At 59.8% G+C, this 18,340-nt stretch carries 16 protein-coding genes and 2 pseudogenes; 10 read left to right on the forward strand and 8 right to left on the reverse strand.

From position 1 onward, the window contains the following. Nucleotides 1-14: 14 nt before the first annotated feature. Nucleotides 15-205: pseudogene (locus FQ185_RS15275) on the reverse strand (hypothetical protein). 26 nt (nucleotides 206-231) lie between these two features. Then, nucleotides 232-720, reverse strand: a pseudogene (locus tag FQ185_RS15280) (hypothetical protein); the annotation flags it as partial. Between the two features lie 234 nt (nucleotides 721-954). Here FQ185_RS15280 and kdgD point away from each other — a divergent pair. The 5 genes from kdgD (at nucleotide 955) to FQ185_RS15305 (ending at nucleotide 7,605) form a co-directional block, all read left to right on the forward strand. After that, complete coding sequence (kdgD, locus tag FQ185_RS15285; RefSeq protein WP_149418132.1) at nucleotides 955-1,866, forward strand: 5-dehydro-4-deoxyglucarate dehydratase; 912 nt, start codon at nucleotides 955-957, stop codon at nucleotides 1,864-1,866. A gap of 60 nt (nucleotides 1,867-1,926) precedes the next feature. Continuing rightward, a complete protein-coding gene (locus tag FQ185_RS15290) occupies nucleotides 1,927-3,372 on the forward strand; it encodes an aldehyde dehydrogenase family protein (protein ID WP_149418133.1) in 1,446 nt (481 codons plus the stop codon). A gap of 51 nt (nucleotides 3,373-3,423) precedes the next feature. Beyond that, on the forward strand, nucleotides 3,424-4,899 hold the full coding sequence (locus FQ185_RS15295; RefSeq protein WP_371926625.1) for an MFS transporter: 1,476 nt from the start codon (nucleotides 3,424-3,426) through the stop codon (nucleotides 4,897-4,899). An 11-nt stretch (nucleotides 4,900-4,910) separates the two neighbouring features. Then, a complete protein-coding gene (gene garD / locus FQ185_RS15300; RefSeq protein ID WP_149418134.1) occupies nucleotides 4,911-6,464 on the forward strand; it encodes a galactarate dehydratase in 1,554 nt (517 codons plus the stop codon). A 199-nt stretch (nucleotides 6,465-6,663) separates the two neighbouring features. Then, the gene (locus FQ185_RS15305; protein WP_149418135.1) at nucleotides 6,664-7,605 is read left to right on the forward strand and encodes an AEC family transporter; all 942 of its coding nucleotides are present in this window, start codon (nucleotides 6,664-6,666) and stop codon (nucleotides 7,603-7,605) included. A gap of 156 nt (nucleotides 7,606-7,761) precedes the next feature. On the opposite strand, the gene FQ185_RS15310 is transcribed toward FQ185_RS15305, so the two are convergent. The 6 genes from FQ185_RS15310 to gatC form a co-directional block, all read right to left on the reverse strand. Then, the gene (locus FQ185_RS15310) at nucleotides 7,762-8,142 is read right to left on the reverse strand and encodes a carboxymuconolactone decarboxylase family protein (RefSeq protein WP_090175522.1); all 381 of its coding nucleotides are present in this window, start codon (nucleotides 8,140-8,142) and stop codon (nucleotides 7,762-7,764) included. Next, a complete protein-coding gene (locus FQ185_RS15315) occupies nucleotides 8,139-9,200 on the reverse strand; it encodes a calcium/sodium antiporter (RefSeq protein WP_149418136.1) in 1,062 nt (353 codons plus the stop codon). Before FQ185_RS15315 ends, FQ185_RS15310 begins: the two co-directional genes overlap by 4 nt. Before the next feature lie 50 nt (nucleotides 9,201-9,250). Continuing rightward, a complete protein-coding gene (locus FQ185_RS15320) occupies nucleotides 9,251-9,625 on the reverse strand; it encodes a septal ring lytic transglycosylase RlpA family protein (RefSeq protein ID WP_149418137.1) in 375 nt (124 codons plus the stop codon). Nucleotides 9,626-9,753: 128 nt separating this feature from the next. Continuing rightward, entirely contained in the window at nucleotides 9,754-11,199 is a 1,446-nt protein-coding gene (gatB, locus tag FQ185_RS15325; RefSeq protein ID WP_149418138.1) for an Asp-tRNA(Asn)/Glu-tRNA(Gln) amidotransferase subunit GatB, read from the reverse strand. A gap of 10 nt (nucleotides 11,200-11,209) precedes the next feature. After that, a complete protein-coding gene (gatA, locus tag FQ185_RS15330; RefSeq protein WP_149418139.1) occupies nucleotides 11,210-12,661 on the reverse strand; it encodes an Asp-tRNA(Asn)/Glu-tRNA(Gln) amidotransferase subunit GatA in 1,452 nt (483 codons plus the stop codon). Between the two features lie 16 nt (nucleotides 12,662-12,677). Then, nucleotides 12,678-12,965: an Asp-tRNA(Asn)/Glu-tRNA(Gln) amidotransferase subunit GatC gene (gene gatC, locus FQ185_RS15335; RefSeq protein WP_007901429.1), complete on the reverse strand. Its 288-nt coding sequence runs from the start codon at nucleotides 12,963-12,965 to the stop codon at nucleotides 12,678-12,680. A 214-nt stretch (nucleotides 12,966-13,179) separates the two neighbouring features. Here gatC and mreB point away from each other — a divergent pair, with 214 nt between their 5' ends. The 5 genes from mreB (at nucleotide 13,180) to rng (ending at nucleotide 18,324) form a co-directional block, all read left to right on the forward strand. Further along, nucleotides 13,180-14,217, forward strand: coding sequence for a rod shape-determining protein MreB (mreB, locus tag FQ185_RS15340; RefSeq protein ID WP_002555108.1), 1,038 nt, complete (start codon nucleotides 13,180-13,182; stop codon nucleotides 14,215-14,217). A 142-nt stretch (nucleotides 14,218-14,359) separates the two neighbouring features. Next, complete coding sequence (mreC, locus tag FQ185_RS15345) at nucleotides 14,360-15,520, forward strand: rod shape-determining protein MreC (protein ID WP_149418140.1); 1,161 nt, start codon at nucleotides 14,360-14,362, stop codon at nucleotides 15,518-15,520. Next, complete coding sequence (gene mreD / locus FQ185_RS15350; RefSeq protein ID WP_149418141.1) at nucleotides 15,520-16,011, forward strand: rod shape-determining protein MreD; 492 nt, start codon at nucleotides 15,520-15,522, stop codon at nucleotides 16,009-16,011. Before mreC ends, mreD begins: the two co-directional genes overlap by 1 nt. Before the next feature lie 201 nt (nucleotides 16,012-16,212). Next, a complete protein-coding gene (locus tag FQ185_RS15355) occupies nucleotides 16,213-16,809 on the forward strand; it encodes a nucleoside triphosphate pyrophosphatase (RefSeq protein WP_149418142.1) in 597 nt (198 codons plus the stop codon). Between the two features lie 57 nt (nucleotides 16,810-16,866). After that, on the forward strand, nucleotides 16,867-18,324 hold the full coding sequence (gene rng / locus FQ185_RS15360) for a ribonuclease G (RefSeq protein WP_149418143.1): 1,458 nt from the start codon (nucleotides 16,867-16,869) through the stop codon (nucleotides 18,322-18,324). The last annotated feature ends 16 nt before the right edge of the window (nucleotides 18,325-18,340 follow it).

The raw sequence follows: 18,340 nt of genomic DNA on the forward strand, positions 1-18,340 counted from the left end.
GATCAGCTGGGGAGTCAGCCGGTCCTGAGAATTGAACGATTTACCCGCACGGCGAATTCAGCGCCCCCGGTTTGGTATTGAACACCGCCTATCCATGCTCATCTACAACCCCCCGAGCAATTGCCACTCCCTTGGCCAATAACTCCAGCGGTGCACCCTTCAGCGATTGGCCCGAAGCCAGTTCCAGTTTCAGTTTCAGTTTCAGTTTGATAGTCATCGTTGATCTCCTTATCAGGCGACATTGCCAGTCGGTTGGTAATCCTTGAGCAGAAGGTAAGTGCTCCAGCCCCACCCATCGTCCACAGTGACGGTATCGTTCAGGTTATTGACGTCCTTGCGCCGCAGTACCTTGTTGCCCGCGACCTTGAACAGCGGTGAGAAATTACCCGCCGGGTTCAACACGGCTTGCAATTCAGGCAACTTTTTCAAGGCCGCAAAGCTGCCGGACGCCGGGGTGACAATACCGCGAGAGGGTTGAAGGCGTTGGTAAAACGCTGGATCCGGTCTGCGGCTGTCACGCCTTCGCTGATCGGTTGATCGGCAATTCCATAAAAATCACCCCCTGGCGCGACGACCCTGGCCATAGGTCAGCGCCAGTCCGTTGGACAAATGCAGCTCTACCTGTGAAGCGGGGATCGCGGGTGCATCCTTGACGAAACGCAGCAGGGTCTGGTCGCCGATGGCGGTGTGTTCGCCTCCCTTGAACCTCAGCTGCGGCCTAGCTCCTTGATGTGTCGTCGGTATGAAGCAAAATAACTGTATGCATCCACAGTTTTTTCGATCATGGATGAGACATTTCCTCCGTCAAGAAAATACCTTTCAGACACAAAATCTGCGGATGGCGATGAAATGCAGTTGACGGTTATTTTTTAAGTTGTACGATGACCTACAACTTCGGCGCAGGCTGAACGGTTTTCTCACACACACATACGTCGCTACCAGGGTGTTCGAATAATGAATCCACAAGAACTGAAGTCCATCCTCTCTTCCGGTCTGCTGTCTTTCCCGGTTACCGATTTCAATGCTCAGGGCGATTTCCATCGCGCGGGCTACATCAAACGTCTCGAATGGCTGGCCCCATACGGCGCCTCGGCATTGTTCGCCGCGGGCGGCACCGGTGAGTTCTTCTCTCTGGCGGCCAGCGAATATTCGGAAATCATCAAGACCGCCGTCGACACCTGCGAAACCAGCGTGCCGATCCTGGCCGGCGTTGGCGGCTCGACTCGTCAAGCCATCGAATACGCACAGGAAGCCGAACGTCTGGGCGCCAAAGGTCTGTTGCTGCTGCCTCACTACCTGACCGAAGCCAGCCAGGAAGGTGTTGCCGCCCACGTTGAGGCCGTGTGCAAATCGGTGAAAATCGGCGTGGTGATTTACAACCGCAACGTCTGCCGCCTGACCGCGCCATTGCTGGAACGCCTGGCCGAGCGCTGCCCGAACCTGATCGGCTACAAGGATGGCCTGGGCGATATCGAGTTGATGGTGTCGATCCGTCGCCGCCTCGGTGATCGCTTCAGCTATCTGGGTGGTTTGCCGACCGCCGAAGTCTACGCCGCGGCCTACAAGGCATTGGGCGTGCCGGTTTACTCCTCTGCAGTGTTCAACTTCATCCCGAAAACCGCGATGGATTTCTACCACGCCGTTGCCCGCGAAGATCACGCCACCGTTGGCAAGATCATCGACGACTTCTTCCTGCCATACCTGGACATCCGTAACCGCAAAGCCGGTTACGCGGTGAGCATCGTCAAGGCCGGAGCAAAAATTTCCGGTTATGACGCAGGCCCTGTGCGTGCACCGCTGACCGATCTGCTGCCAGAAGAGTACGAAGCTCTGGCCGCGCTGATCGACAAGCAAGGTGCGCAGTAACCCCCCCGATTAACAAGGCCGCTGAGTGATCAGCGGTCTTTTGCGTTAGGAGACTTTCAAGTGGCAGATGCAAAGCGTTTTGATAACTACATCGGTGGCCAATGGGTCGCCGGCACCGACTACTCCACCAACATCAACCCATCGGAGTTGACCGATACCATTGGCGAATACGCCAAGGCTGATCTGGCTCAAGTGCATGCCGCCATCGACGCCGCTCGCGCTGCATTCCCGGCGTGGTCGACCTCGGGCATTCAGGCTCGCCACGATTCACTGGATAAAGTCGGCACTGAAATCCTCGCTCGTCGCGAAGAACTCGGCACCTTGCTGGCCAGGGAAGAGGGCAAGACCCTACCCGAAGCCATCGGCGAAGTGACTCGCGCGGGCAACATCTTCAAGTTCTTCGCCGGTGAATGCCTGCGTCTGTCCGGTGATTACTTGCCGTCTGTTCGGCCGGGTGTGAACGTCGAAGTCACTCGCGAAGCGCTGGGCGTGGTCGGTCTGATCACGCCGTGGAACTTCCCGATCGCGATCCCTGCGTGGAAAATCGCTCCGGCCCTGGCCTACGGCAACTGCGTCGTCCTGAAACCGGCAGACCTGGTACCAGGTTGTGCCTGGGCACTGGCCGAAATCATCTCCCGCGCAGGCTTCCCGGCCGGCGTGTTCAATCTGGTGATGGGCAGCGGTCGTGTGGTTGGCGATGCGCTGGTGCAGAGCCCGAAAGTCGACGGCATCAGCTTCACCGGTTCCGTGGGCGTCGGTCGTCAGATCGCGGTCAACTGCGTGTCGCGCCAGGCCAAGGTTCAGCTGGAAATGGGCGGCAAGAACCCGCAGATCATTCTCGACGACGCTGATCTCAAGCAAGCGGTCGAACTGTCGGTACAGAGCGCGTTCTACTCCACCGGCCAGCGTTGCACCGCTTCGAGCCGCTTCATCGTCACCGCCGGTATTCACGACAAGTTCGTTGAAGCCGTGGCCGAGCGCATGAAGTCGATCAAGGTCGGTCACGCGTTGAAAACCGGCACCGACATCGGTCCGGTCGTCTCGCAAGCGCAGCTTGAACAGGACATGAAGTACATCGACATCGGCCAGTCCGAAGGTGCACGTCTGGTCAGCGGCGGTGGTCTGGTGACGTGTGAGACCGAAGGCTACTTCCTCGCGCCGACGCTGTTTGCCGACAGCACAGCGGCGATGCGCATCAGCCGCGAAGAGATCTTCGGCCCGGTGGCCAACGTGGTTCGCGTTGCGGATTACGAGGCAGCGCTGGCCATGGCCAACGACACCGAATTCGGTCTGTCGGCGGGCATCGCCACCACGTCGCTGAAGTACGCCAACCACTTCAAGCGTCACTCCCAGGCCGGGATGGTGATGGTCAACCTGCCGACGGCGGGCGTGGATTACCACGTTCCATTCGGTGGGCGGAAAGGTTCATCCTATGGATCACGCGAGCAAGGTCGCTATGCGCAAGAGTTCTACACCGTGGTGAAGACCAGCTACATCGGCTCCTGATACACGCAATACCTGTGGGAGCTGGCCTGCCAGCGATAGCATCATCGCGGTGTGACTGACACACCGAGTGGCCCGCATCGCCGGCAGGCCAGCTCCCACAAAAGACAGACCACAGAAGATTCACCCGCGCATAAAAATAATCAGTGGGAGTACATCTACATGCAAGCGACCAAGCCGACCCACGTCCGCTATTTGATTTTGCTCATGCTTTTTCTGGTGACCACGATCAACTACGCCGACCGGGCTACCATCGCGATCGCGGGCTCCAGCCTGCAAAAAGACCTTGGCATCGACGCGGTCACTCTCGGCTACATTTTCTCTGCATTCGGTTGGGCCTACGTGGCCGGGCAAATTCCCGGTGGCTGGTTGCTGGACCGTTTCGGCTCGAAAAAAATCTACGCGCTGAGCATTTTCACCTGGTCGCTGTTCACCGTGCTGCAGGGCTATGTCGGTGAGTTCGGCATGTCAACGGCGGTGGTTGCGCTGTTCATGCTGCGCTTCCTGGTGGGCCTGGCCGAAGCGCCATCCTTCCCCGGTAACGCACGCATTGTTGCGGCCTGGTTCCCGACCGCTGAACGCGGTACGGCGTCTGCGATTTTCAACTCGGCGCAATACTTCGCCACCGTGTTGTTTGCGCCGCTGATGGGCTGGATCGTTTACAGCTTCGGCTGGCAGCACGTGTTCATCGTCATGGGCGTGATCGGCATCATCTTCTCGGGGATCTGGCTGAAGGTTATCCACAGCCCGCGTCAGCACCCGATGATTAATGACGCCGAGTTCAAGCACATCGCCGACAACGGCGGCATGGTCGACATGGACCAGGACAAGGGCAAAGGCAAAAAGGTCGACGGGCCGAAATGGGACTACATCCGCCAGCTGCTGACCAACCGCATGATGCTTGGCGTGTATCTGGGCCAATATTGCATCAACGGCATCACCTACTTCTTCCTGACCTGGTTCCCGGTGTACCTGGTGCAAGAACGCGGCATGACCATCCTCAAGGCGGGTTTCATAGCCTCGTTGCCGGCGATCTGCGGCTTTATTGGTGGTGTGCTCGGCGGCGTGATTTCCGACTACCTGCTGCGCAAAGGTCATTCACTGACCTTCGCCCGCAAGGCGCCGATCATTGCCGGCCTGCTGGTCTCCAGCAGCATCGTGGCCTGCAACTACGTGGACGTTGAATGGATGGTCGTCGGCTTCATGGCCCTGGCGTTCTTCGGCAAAGGCGTGGGTGCGCTGGGTTGGGCCGTGGTGTCTGACACCTCGCCAAAACAGATCGCCGGTCTGAGTGGTGGCCTGTTCAACACCTTCGGTAACATCGCTTCAATTACTACGCCGATCGTCATCGGCTACATCATCAGCTCCACCGGTTCGTTCAAATGGGCGCTGGTGTTTGTCGGTTGCAACGCACTGGTCGCAGTGTTCAGTTACCTGGTGATCGTCGGCCCGATCAAACGTGTGGTGCTCAAAGAGCCGCCTGTCAGCGGTCCTGAAACAAGCAATAAATTATCTGAAGCGCATTCCTGAGGAGCGGCGTCATGCAGTTGATTGAACATTCCGACTCGCCCCGCTACATCCGCCTGCACGAGCGGGACAACGTCGTGATCGTGGTCAATGATCAGGGCGTACCGGCCGGCACCGAATTTCCGGACGGCCTGGTCACCGTGGACTTTGTGCCACAGAGCCACAAGGTCACCCTGGAGGACATTCCCGAGGGTGGCCAAGTGATTCGTTACGGCCAGACCATTGGCTACGCGTTGCAACCGATTCCACGCGGCAGCTGGGTCAAGGAAGATCAACTGCGCATGCCTACCGCGCCGCCGCTGGACAGCTTGCCGCTGTCCACCGAAGTACCGCCCGCGCAAGCGCCGCTGGAAGGCTATACGTTCGAGGGTTATCGCAACGCCGACGGCACCGTCGGCACGCGCAACATTCTCGGGATTACCACCACTGTTCAGTGCGTCACCGGCGTGCTGGACCATGCGGTCAAGCGCATCAAGGATGAATTGCTGCCGCTCTATCCGAACGTCGATGACGTGGTGGCGCTGACCCACAGTTACGGCTGCGGCGTGGCGATCACCGCCACCGACGCGTACATCCCGATCCGCACCGTGCGCAACCTGGCGCGCAACCCGAACCTGGGTGGCGAAGCGCTGGTGATCAGCCTGGGCTGCGAAAAATTGCAGGCCGGGCAGGTGATGCACGAGAACGACAGCTCGGTGGATTTAAGCGATCCGTGGTTGTACCGCTTGCAGGATTCCAGTCACGGTTTCACCGAGATGATCGAGCAGATCATGGCGCTGGCCGAGACCCGTTTGAAGAAGCTCGATCTACGTCGCCGGGAAACCGTGCCGGCGTCTGAGCTGATTCTGGGCATGCAGTGTGGCGGCAGCGATGCGTTTTCCGGAATCACCGCCAACCCGGCGTTGGGCTTTGCCTCGGACCTGTTGTTGCGGGCCGGTGCGACGGTGATGTTTTCTGAAGTGACCGAAGTGCGTGATGCGATTTACTTGCTGACTTCCCGTGCGGAGACTGAGGAGGTTGCTCAGGAACTGGTGCGCGAGATGGACTGGTATGACCGTTACCTGGCCAAGGGCGAAGCGGATCGCAGCGCCAACACCACGCCGGGGAACAAGAAGGGCGGGCTGTCGAACATTGTCGAGAAGTCCTTGGGCTCGATCGTCAAATCCGGCAGCAGCGCGATCAACGGGGTGCTTGGCCCTGGCGAGCGGTTCAAGCGCAAAGGGCTGATTTTCTGTGCGACCCCGGCCAGTGACTTTGTCTGCGGGACGTTGCAATTGGCGGCGGGGATGAACCTGCATGTGTTCACTACCGGGCGTGGCACGCCCTATGGTTTGGCGATGGCGCCGGTGGTGAAGGTGTCGACCCGGACTGAACTGGCGCAGCGCTGGCCGGACCTGATCGACATCGATGCCGGGCGGATTGCGACCGGGCGGGCGTCGATTGAGGACCTTGGCTGGGAGTTGTTTCACTACTACCTGGACGTGGCCAGCGGCAAGAGGCAGACGTGGGCCGAGCAGCACAAGCTGCATAACGACATCACCTTGTTCAACCCTGCACCGATCACTTAGGACCGAGTCGCCTGCATCGCGAGCAAGCTCGCTCCCACAGTGATCTTCTTTGTTGCACAAATTGCGTGAACACCGAAGATCCCTGTGGGAGCGAGCTTGCTCCGGGCGGCGTTCCGACGATAGCGGTCTAACAGACGCCAGAGGACTTGGTGGCTTATCATTAGCCCCCTAACAACGCTCACCCAAGGTTACCCCCGGCATGCTGGCTATCTTCCTCGAAACCCTGAACATCACCGCGCCGGTGTTTGCCATGCTGTTTCTGGGGGCGCTGCTCAAGCGCATCGACTGGATCAACGACAACTTCATCCACACAGCGTCGGCCCTGGTGTTCAACGTCACCATGCCGGCGTTGCTGTTTCTGGGCATCCTGCATGCCGACCTGCATGCAGCGTTGCAACCGGCATTGCTGATCTATTTCTCGCTCGCCACCCTGGCGAGTTTCGCCATCGCCTGGGGTTGGGCGATCTGGAAGTGTCCGCGTGAAGACCGCGGGATTTACACCCAAGGCGCGTTTCGTGGCAACAACGGCGTCATCGGCCTTGCGTTGGCCGCGAGCATGTACGGCGACTATGGCATTTCCCTCGGGGCGATTCTCGCGGCGCTGGTGATCCTGTTCTACAACACGCTCTCGACCATCGTGCTCGCGGTTTATAGCCCGGTAATCAAGTCCGACCCTTGGAACATCTGCAAAAGCGTGATGGTGAACCCGCTGATCATCAGCGTGTTTTTGGCGGCGCCGTTTGCCTACTTCAAGATCGGCTTGCCGGGGTGGCTGGAGACGTCCGGCCAGTATCTGGCGCAAACCACCCTGCCGTTGGCACTGATCTGTATTGGCGGCACGTTGTCGCTGGCGGCGTTACGCAAAAGCGGCAACATGGCGCTCAGCTCAAGCCTGATGAAGATGATCGGCCTGCCGGTGCTGGCGACTCTCGGTGCGTGGCTTTGGGGTTTTCGTGGGGCGGAGCTGGGGATTCTGTTTCTGTACTTCGGCAGTCCGACCGCCGCGGCCAGTTTTGTCATGGCCCGTCAGGCCAATGGCAATCATGAACTGGCGGCGGCGATCATCGTCATCACCACGTTGATGGCGGCGATCACCACTAACATCGGGATCTTTTTGTTGCAGTGGGGTGGGTGGATTTAACCGAAGGTTTTGCGGTGTTCTTCAGGGCCTCATCGCGGGCAAGCCCGCTCCCACAGTGGTCTTCGGTGTTCATGCAATTTATGCAACAAAGCAAAATCCTGTGGGAGCGGGCTTGCCCGCGATAGCGATCGCACTGTCACTGCAAAAGCCAGGCTGTTACTCCGGCTTTTGATAGCTGTCGATCACTTCCTGCGCCGCCCGAAACGCATCGATCGCTGCCGGCACGCCGGCATACACCGCGCAATGCAGCAACGCTTCGCGAATCTCTTCCACGGTGCAGCCGTTGTTCAGCGCGCCGCGCACGTGACCTTTCAATTCCTGCGGGCATTTCAACGCGGTCAGCGCGGCGAGGGTGATCAGGCTGCGGGTTTTCAGCGGCAGGCCTTCGCGGTTCCAGACGCTGCCCCACGCGTGCTCGTTGACGAAATCCTGCAGCGGCTGGCTGAACTCGGTGGCATTGCCCAGGGCGCGGTCGACGAAGGCGTCGCCCATCACTTGGCGGCGTACTTCAACGCCAGGCTTTTTGTTATCGGTCATGGGAGTTCCCTCTTGTGGTGTTGGCGACGCCAGGCGCGCAGCGACGTGAACAGTAAAAACGCCACCAGCGCCGGCAGGACGAAAATCAGCATCAGGTGCTCGAGCTTGCCGGCCAGCGGCATGCCGGTGGTGAACGACACCACGTGCAGACCGTAAGCCAGGTACAAACCCAAAAACAGCAGACCTTCGATGCGGGTCACCCGGTAACCGGAATAGAACATCGGCAGGCACAGCACCGCGACACCGAGCATCACCGGCAGGTCGAAGCCCAGGGCATTGGGCGATACCGACAGTGGCGACGGCGCCACCAGCGCGGTAAAGCCCAGCACGCCCAGGAGGTTGAACAAGTTGCTGCCGATCACATTGCCCACGGCGATCTCCCGCTCCCCGCGCATCGCAGCAATCAGCGAGGTGGCGAGCTCCGGCAGGGAAGTACTGACGGCGACGATGGTCAGGCCGATGATCCGCTCCGACAGCCCCAAGTCTGTGGCAACGGTCACCGCAGCGCCCAACAACAGGTGACCCGCGTAAACCAGCATTGTCAGCCCGACGACAATCATCAGCAGGCTGCTGAGCCATGGCGCTTTTGACGTTTCGGCCTGGCTCGATTGTGGACGCGTAGAGTGCCGCGTCTGGCGCAGCAGCAGCCCTAGATAGATCAGCAGCGCGGTCAGCAGAATGACGCCGTCCAGTCGGGTCAGCTCTTTATTCCACGCCAATACGAACACCAGCAGGCTGGCGCCGATCATCAGCGGAATATCCAGGCGCACCAGTTGCCGTGAAACCCGCAACGGAATGATCAGCGCCGAAAGGCCGAGGGTGACGAGGATGTTGAAAATGCTGCTGCCGATCACGCTGCCGACGGCGATATCGGCGTTTTGCGCCAGAGTGGCTTGCAGGCTGACCGCCATCTGCGGCGCGCTGCTGCCGAGGGCAACAATCGTCAGGCCGATGATCAGCGGCCGAACATGCAGCCGCGCGGCCAGGCGCACGGCGGCGCGCACCATCAGCTCGGCGCCGGCGATCAGCAACAGCAAGCCGCTGAGCAATTCAATCACGCTGATCAGGGGTAAATCGGCAAGTCCGAAAATGGTCAGCGCTCCGTCTATCAGTCGTCGAGGGCTTGCACGCGAACCTTCGCGGTGCCGCTTCTGAGCATACCCAGTTGTTCGGCCGCTTCATGTGAAACATCGATCAGACGCCCACGGGTGTATGGTCCGCGATCGTTGATGCGCACGACACAGGATTTGTCGTTGTTCAGATTGGTGACCTTCACCCGTGTGCCAAAGGGTAGCTGGCGGTGGGCGGCGGTCAGGGAATTCTTGTTGAAACGCTCGCCACTGGCGGTGCGTTTACCGTGGTGTTTGGCGCCGTAATAGGACGCCGTGCCGGTCTTGTCGTAGCCGTGTGGAGCGATGATATCGGTGCTGGCGCAACCGGCCAGCAAAGAGAGCAGGGCGCAGGTACTGAGCAAACGCTTCATTAGGTGACCCCATGATCGTTCCCACGCTCCGCGTGGGAATGCAGCCCGTGACGCCGTGCGTCACAAAAAGCGGACGCAGAGCGTCCAATGAGGCGTTCCCACGCAGAGCATGGGAACGATCACTGTGGTTAGCCTTCGAGTTTGCTTTTGAGCAGTTCGTTGACCTGTTGCGGGTTGGCTTTGCCTTTGGAGGCTTTCATGGCCTGGCCGACGAAGAAGCCGAACATCTTGCCGCGTTTGGCTTCGTCTGCCGCGCGGTACTGTTCAACCTGTTCGGCATTGGCCGCGAGCATTTCGTCCAGCACCGCAGAGATTGCGCCGCTGTCGGTCACTTGCTTCAAGCCGCGCTTGTCGATGATCTCGTCCGCGCTGCCTTCGCCGTTGGCCATGGCTTCAAACACCACTTTGGCGATTTTGCCGGAGATGGTGTTGTCGGTGATGCGCAGCAACATGCCGCCCAGTTGCTCGGCCGAAACCGGCGACTGATCGATGTCCAGGCCCTGCTTGTTCAACAGGCTGCCCAGTTCAACCATCACCCAGTTGGCCGCCAGCTTGGCGTCGCCGCTGATGCTCACGACTTTCTCGAAGTAATCGGCTTGCTCGCGGCTGGTGGCCAGGACGCTGGCGTCGTAGACCGACAGACCGAACTGCGCCTGGAAGCGCTCGCGTTTTTGCGGTGGCAATTCCGGCAGGGTGGCGCGCACGTCGTCGAGGAACGAGTTCTCGATAACCACCGGCAACAGGTCCGGATCGGGGAAGTAACGGTAGTCGTTGGCTTCCTCTTTGCTGCGCATCGGACGGGTTTCGTCCTTGTTCGGATCGTACAGACGGGTCTGCTGGATCACCCTGCCACCGTCTTCGATCAGCTCGATCTGACGCTGCACTTCGGTGTTGATCGCCTTCTCGATGAAGCGGAACGAGTTGACGTTCTTGATCTCGCAGCGCGTGCCGAATTCAACCTGGCCCTTTGGACGGATCGACACGTTGCAGTCGCAACGCAGCGAGCCTTCGGCCATGTTGCCGTCGCAGATGCCCAGGTAACGCACCAGCGCGTGGACCGCCTTGACGTAAGCCACGGCTTCCTTGGCGCTGCGCATGTCGGGTTCGGAAACGATTTCCAGCAGCGGCGTGCCGGCACGGTTCAGGTCGATGCCGGTGGCGCCGCTGAATTCTTCGTGCAGGCTTTTACCGGCGTCTTCTTCCAGGTGCGCGCGGGTGATGCCGACGCGTTTGACCGTGCCGTCTTCCAGCGCGATGTCCAGGTGGCCCTTGCCGACGATCGGCAATTCCATCTGGCTGATCTGGTAGCCCTTGGGCAGGTCCGGGTAGAAATAGTTTTTACGGGCGAACACGTTGTGCTGGCCGATCTCGGCATCAATCGCCAGACCGAACATCACCGCCATGCGCACCGCTTCCTGGTTCAGCACCGGCAGTACACCGGGCATGCCCAGGTCTACCAGGCTGGCCTGGGTGTTCGGCTCGGAACCGAAGGTGGTGGAACTACCGGAAAAGATTTTCGACCGGGTGGTGAGCTGGGTATGAATCTCCAGCCCGATCACGACTTCCCATTGCATGTGTTTCTCCTCAGAAGCCGGTTGGGGTGCGGGTGTGCCAGTCAGTGTTCAACTGATACTGATGGGCAACGTTCAACAGGCGGCCTTCCTGGAAATACGGGGCGAGCAATTGCACGCCGACCGGCAGACCATCGACAAAACCGGCTGGCATGGACAAGCCCGGCAGACCGGCGAGGTTGGCGGTGATGGTGTAGACGTCTTCCAGATAGGCAGCGACCGGGTCGCTGTTCTTGGCGCCGAGCTTCCAGGCCGGGTTCGGCGTGGTTGGGCCGAGGATGATGTCGACCTCATTGAAGGCCGCCATGAAGTCGTTCTTGATCAAGCGACGAATCTTTTGGGCCTTCAGGTAGTAGGCGTCGTAGTAACCGGCCGACAGCGCGTAAGCACCGACCATGATCCGGCGTTGCACTTCCGGGCCGAAACCTTCGGCGCGGGAACGCTTGTACAGGTCTTCCAGGTTTTTCGGGTCTTCGCAGCGATGGCCGAAACGCACGCCGTCGAAGCGCGACAGGTTGGAAGACGCTTCTGCCGGGGCGATCACGTAGTACGCAGGGATCGCGTGCTGCATGTTCGGCAGGCTGATTTCCTTGACCACCGCACCGAGCTTTTCCAGCTCCTTGACGCTGTTGTGGATCAACTCGGCGATGCGCGGGTCGAGACCGGCGCTGAAGTATTCCTTCGGCACGCCGATGCGCAAGCCTTGCAGCGAACCGTTGAGGCCGGCGCTGTAATCAGGCACGGGCTCGTCGATGCTGGTGGAGTCCTGCGGGTCGAAACCGGCCATGCCTTGCAGCAGGATGGCGCAGTCTTCGGCAGTGCGAGCCAGCGGGCCGCCCTGATCGAGGCTGGAGGCGTAAGCGATCATGCCCCAGCGCGAAACACGACCGTACGTCGGTTTCAAGCCGGTGAGGTTGGTCAGGGCCGCGGGCTGACGGATCGAGCCGCCGGTGTCGGTGCCGGTGGCCGCAGGCAGCAGGCGAGCGGCGACCGCAGCAGCGGAGCCGCCGGAGGAGCCGCCCGGAACATGTTCCAGGTTCCACGGGTTTTTCACCGCGCCGTAGTAGCTCGACTCGTTGGCTGAACCCATGGCGAATTCATCCATGTTGGTCTTGCCCAGGGTCACGGCCCCGGCAGCGGCCAGCTTGGCGACGACAGTGGCGTCGTACGGTGCTTTAAAGTTGTCGAGCATCTTCGAGCCGCAGCTGGTGCGGATGCCTTGGGTGCAGAACAGATCTTTGTGGGCGATCGGCGCGCCGAGCAGGGCGCCGCTCTCACCATTGGCCCGGCGTGCGTCAGCGGCTTTCGCCTGCGCAAGCGCCAGGTCTTCGGTGATGCTGATGAAACTGTTGAGCTGCGGATCGAGCTGGGCGATACGCGCCAGCAGGGTTTTGGTCAGCTCTTCGGAAGAAAACTTTTTATCGGCGAGTCCGCGGGCGATCTCGGCCAGAGTCAATTGATGCATTGCAGGCTCTTTCCCTTTAGTCGATGACTTTCGGAACCAGATACAGGCCGTTTTCGACCGCTGGTGCGATGGACTGATAAGCCTCGCGATGATTGGTTTCGGTCACGACGTCCGCACGCAGACGCTGGCTGGCTTCCAGTGGGTGGGCGAGCGGCTCGATACCGTCGGTATTGACCGCCTGCATTTCGTCGACCAGCCCGAGAATGCTGTTCAGGGCCGAAGTGATGTGTGGAAGATCGGCATCATTAAGGCCAAGACAGGCCAGATGAGCGATTTTTTCCACGTCGGAGCGTTCAAGCGCCATGGGATTCTCCAGTGGAAGGAAAACAGAACGGATGCTATCCGTGTGTTAGATTGTCGGAACACTACCGCATTTCTACGGTCATAAGGCCGCGATTGTGGGGGTTGGTGCACAGAAAAGCGGCCAATTTAACATATTGGCGCCTTGCCCAAAATCCCTGTCGTTGTTAGAGTTTGCCGCACTTTTTTACCCACGCGTTGCCTAGGGTCCCTTCCCCATGTTCAAGAAACTGCGTGGCATGTTTTCCAGCGATCTTTCCATTGACCTGGGCACTGCCAACACCCTTATTTACGTGCGCGAGCGCGGTATCGTCCTGAATGAGCCATCGGTTGTGGCTATTCGGACACACGGTAACCAGAAAAGTGTCGTTGCTGTCGGCACCGAGGCCAAGCGCATGCTCGGCCGTACGCCGGGCAACATTGCTGCCATTCGTCCGATGAAGGATGGCGTGATCGCCGACTTCAGCGTTTGCGAAAAGATGCTGCAGTACTTCATCAACAAGGTTCACGAAAACAGCTTCCTGCAGCCTAGCCCTCGTGTGCTGATCTGCGTTCCATGCAAATCCACTCAGGTTGAGCGTCGTGCCATCCGTGAATCGGCCCTTGGTGCCGGTGCCCGTGAAGTGTTCCTGATCGAAGAGCCGATGGCGGCTGCGATCGGTGCCGGCCTGCCGGTTGAAGAAGCACGCGGTTCGATGGTTGTCGATATCGGTGGCGGTACCACTGAAATCGCGCTGATCTCCCTGAACGGTGTGGTTTACGCCGAATCCGTACGGGTTGGCGGCGACCGCTTCGACGAAGCGATCATCACTTACGTGCGTCGCAACTACGGCAGCCTGATCGGCGAATCCACCGCCGAGCGCATCAAACAGGAAATCGGTACTGCCTACCCGGGCGGCGAAGTTCGCGAAGTCGATGTTCGCGGCCGTAACCTGGCCGAAGGCGTTCCACGCGCCTTCACCCTGAACTCCAATGAAGTGCTGGAAGCTCTGCAAGAGTCCCTGGCCACCATCGTTCAGGCTGTGAAAAGTGCGCTGGAGCAATCGCCTCCGGAACTGGCTTCCGATATCGCCGAGCGTGGTCTGGTACTGACCGGTGGTGGCGCCTTGCTGCGTGACCTCGACAAGTTGCTGGCTCAGGAAACCGGTCTGCCGGTGATCGTTGCCGAAGACCCGCTGACCTGCGTTGCTCGCGGCGGTGGCCGTGCATTGGAAATGATGGATAAACACACCATGGACCTGCTTTCCAGCGAGTGATCTCGCCGGTTGCATCTATGCTGTTGGCGCGCAGGCAGCACTTTGCAGTGCTGCCTGTTGGCGTTTATCTTCTGTCAGTCTGCATCCAGGCCGGTTTGATGCCGTATGAATAAAGAAAACATTTGCCTGGGAGGAGCGGCTTATTAAACCGCTTTTCACCAAAGGGCCCTCACTGGGCGTGCGCTTGTTGGTGCTGGTCGTGCTGTCGGTCGCGCTGATGGTGGTCGATGCCCGCTTCACACTGTTCAAGCCAGTGCGTAGCCAAATGTCGCTGGTGCTGATGCAGTCTTACTGGATCACCGACCTGCCACAGCGGCTATGGCAGGGTGTGGCCAGCCAATTTGGCAGCCGTACCGAACTCGTCGCCGAAAACGAAAAACTCAAGACCGAAAACCTGCTGTTGCAGGGCCGCATGCAAAAGCTTGCCGCCCTGACCGAGCAGAACGTTCGGCTGCGCGAGTTGCTCAACTCTTCCGCGCTGGTCAACGAGAAGGTTGAAGTCGCCGAGTTGATCGGCATGGACCCCAACCCCTTCACCCATCGCATCATCATCAATAAAGGTGAGCGCGACGGCGTGGTCCTCGGCCAACCGGTACTCGATGCCCGTGGCCTGATGGGCCAGGTGGTCGAGTTGATGCCGTATACCTCTCGCGTCCTGCTTCTGACCGACACGACTCACAGCATTCCGGTGCAGGTGAATCGCAACGGCCTGCGGGCAATCGCCAGCGGTACCGGCAACCCGGAACGTCTGGAATTGCGTCACGTCGCAGACACGGCCGATATCAAAGAAGGCGATCTGCTGGTCAGCTCCGGCTTGGGTCAGCGGTTCCCGGCGGGTTACCCGGTGGCGACGGTCAAGGAAGTGATACACGATTCCGGTCAGCCTTTCGCGATTGTCCGCGCTGTGCCGACCGCAGCCTTGAACCGCAGCCGTTATCTACTGCTGGTGTTCACCGACAGCCGCACCGCCGAAGAGCGCGCCAACGACGCCGCACAGGCTCAGGAAGCGCTGGACCAGCATGGCGGCGGGCCGATTATTCCAGCGACGGTGCCCAAACCTGCCATTGTCCCGGCTGCTGTTGCAGCTCCCGCTGTACCGGCTGCTCCGGCCGCTGCGCCTGCCGCTACAGCGTCGGTCAAGCCTGCCGCAACCCCGGCCAAGCCTGCTGCCGCGCATCCTGCTGCTGCCAAACCGCCCGCGACACCTGCAGCCGCCAAACCGCCGGCAGCGCAACCCGCTGTCGTGAAGCCTGCTGCCAAACCGCCTGTCTCCGCGCCGGCTACCACTGGGGGACGAGAATAATGGTGGGTGCTACTTCATCCCGAAACGGCTGGATGGTCTGGCTGACGTTTGCCGTTGGCATGCTGCTCAGCGTTTCACCGCTGCCGCAATTCATGGAAATCCTCCGCCCGTTGTGGCTGGCCTTGCTGCTGGCCTTCTGGGCGTTGGTCTTGCCGCAAAAAGTCGGCATGGTCACCGCGTGGTGCCTGGGTCTGGCTGAAGACGTTCTCTACGGCACGCTGTTGGGCCAGAATGCATTGATCCTGACGCTCATCACCTTCCTGGTGCTGTCGCTGCAACAGCGCCTGCGCATGTTCCCGATGTGGCAGCAGTGCCTGGTGATCCTGGTGATCTTCGGCCTCGCGCAGCTTGTACAACTCTGGCTCAGCGCCCTGACCGGCAACCGTCAGCCGACGCTGGCGCTGGTCTTGCCGGCACTGGTCAGCGCATTGCTCTGGCCGTGGATCAGCTTCGGTTTGCGCGGGTTGTGTCGACGCTACAAAATTAATTAATTCGGTCAGGCATGTGCCCGCACCGGTGCCCTGCCTCGCAAGTACGTTCCTTTTTGGCGAGTGGCTGTTGTTGCCAGACAAGGCGCCGCGACGAGTCATAGCTCGCTATGGCGAGGAGCGGCAACGCAGTATGACAACAAAAGACGCCGCCAAAAAAGAACAGTATTTGTGAGGCAGGGCACTAAACAGGGAGATGTCTTGATGAAACAGCTATTCCTCGCCTCAGGCTCGCCGCGTCGGCGTGAACTGCTCACGCAGATCGGCGTGCCGTTCTCCGCCATCAGCGCAGATATCGATGAAACCCCTTTGAATCACGAATCGCCGTCGGCCTATGTCGAGCGCCTCGCGCGCGGCAAGGCTGAAGCCGGGCGCGGCGCTGTCGTGTCCGACGTAGACTTCTGTGTGCTGGGCGCTGATACCGCTGTAGTGCTGAACGGGAAAATTCTCGGCAAACCGGTGGACGAAGCCGACGCGTGCGCCATGCTTATGATGCTGGCCGGTCAAGAGCACGAAGTGTTGACGGCCATTGCTGTGCTTGACGGCGAGCGTTGCGAGTCACGGGTTGTGCGCAGTCTGGTGCGTTTTCGCCCCATCGGCCGCGATGAAGCGGCGGCCTACTGGGCCAGCGGCGAGCCGCGGGACAAGGCGGGTGGCTACGGTATTCAAGGGCTGGGCGCGGTGTTTGTCGCCCAGATGAATGGAAGCTACTCGGCGGTGGTTGGACTGCCGCTGTGCGAAACCTCGGAGCTGCTCGGCCATTTCGGCATACCCTGTTGGCAAACCCTTAACGCGCGCTGAGCGTCGTACTGACAAGATGCGGCCATTATCGTGAACATGCCTGAACGAGACCCTGCCATGAGTGAAGAGATCCTGATCAACATCACGCCGATGGAATCGCGCGTGGCGGTGGTTGAAAACGGTGTCCTGCAAGAGGTCCACGTAGAGCGCACGCAAAAACGCGGGATAGTCGGCAACATCTACAAAGGCAAGGTCGTGCGGGTACTGCCGGGTATGCAGGCGGCATTCGTCGACATCGGTCTGGACCGCGCCGCGTTCATTCATGCCTCGGAAATTTCCCTGCGTGAAGGCCCGACGGTAGAGAGCATCAGTTCGCTGGTTCACGAAGGCCAGAGCCTGGTGGTGCAAGTCACCAAGGACCCGATCGGTTCCAAAGGTGCACGCCTGACAACCCAGTTGTCGATTCCCTCGCGTTATCTGGTGTACATGCCGCGCACTGCCCACGTCGGCATTTCCCTGAAGATTGAGGACGAAGCCGAGCGCGAACGCCTCAAGCAAGTGGTCACCGATTGCGTGGCCAAAGAAGGCATCAAGGAAGCCGGAGGCTTCATCCTGCGAACCGCCGCCGAAGGCGCGGGTGCTGATGAAATCCTGATGGACATCCGCTACCTGCGCAGGCTTTGGGATCAGATCAACGAGCAGATCAAAACCATCAGCGCGCCGAGCGTGATCTACGAAGACCTCGGCCTGGCGCTGCGGACCTTGCGTGACTTGGTGAGCCCGAAGATCGAAAAGATCCGGATCGACTCCCGGGAAACCTTCCAGAAAACCACGCAGTTCGTCGCTGAACTGATGCCCGAAATCGCTGATCGTCTCGAGCACTACCCAGGTGAGCGGCCGATTTTCGACCTGTACGGCGTCGAAGATGAAATCCAGAAAGCCCTCGAACGCAAAGTCCCGCTGAAGTCCGGCGGTTATCTGGTGGTCGATCCGGCGGAAGCCATGAGCACCATCGACGTCAACACCGGGGCGTTCGTCGGTCACCGCAATCTCGAAGAAACCATTTTCAAGACCAATCTAGAAGCCGCGACCGCCATTGCTCGTCAGCTGCGCCTGCGTAATCTGGGCGGGATCATCATCATCGACTTCATCGACATGGAAGACGAAGAGCACCAGCGTCAGGTGTTGCGCACACTCGAGAAGCAACTGGAGCGCGATCACGCCAAGACCAACATCATCGGGATTACCGAGTTGGGCCTGGTGCAGATGACCCGCAAGCGCACTCGCGAAAGTCTCGAACAAGTGCTGTGCGAACCGTGCAGCAGTTGCCAGGGTCGCGGCAAGCTCAAGACGCCTGAAACGGTTTGCTACGAGATCTTCCGCGAAATCCTGCGAGAGGCGCGCGCCTATCAGGCCGAAGGCTATCGTGTATTGGCCAACCAGAAAGTCGTCGACCGTTTGCTCGATGAAGAGTCGGGCAACGTTGCCGAGCTGGAAGGCTTTATCGGACGCACCATTCGGTTCCAGGTGGAAACCATGTATTCCCAGGAACAATACGACGTGGTGCTGCTCTGAATCGCTGTATTTCACT

Source organism: Pseudomonas sp. ANT_H12B, from assembly GCF_008369325.1.
In the GTDB taxonomy this organism is placed as follows: domain Bacteria; phylum Pseudomonadota; class Gammaproteobacteria; order Pseudomonadales; family Pseudomonadaceae; genus Aquipseudomonas.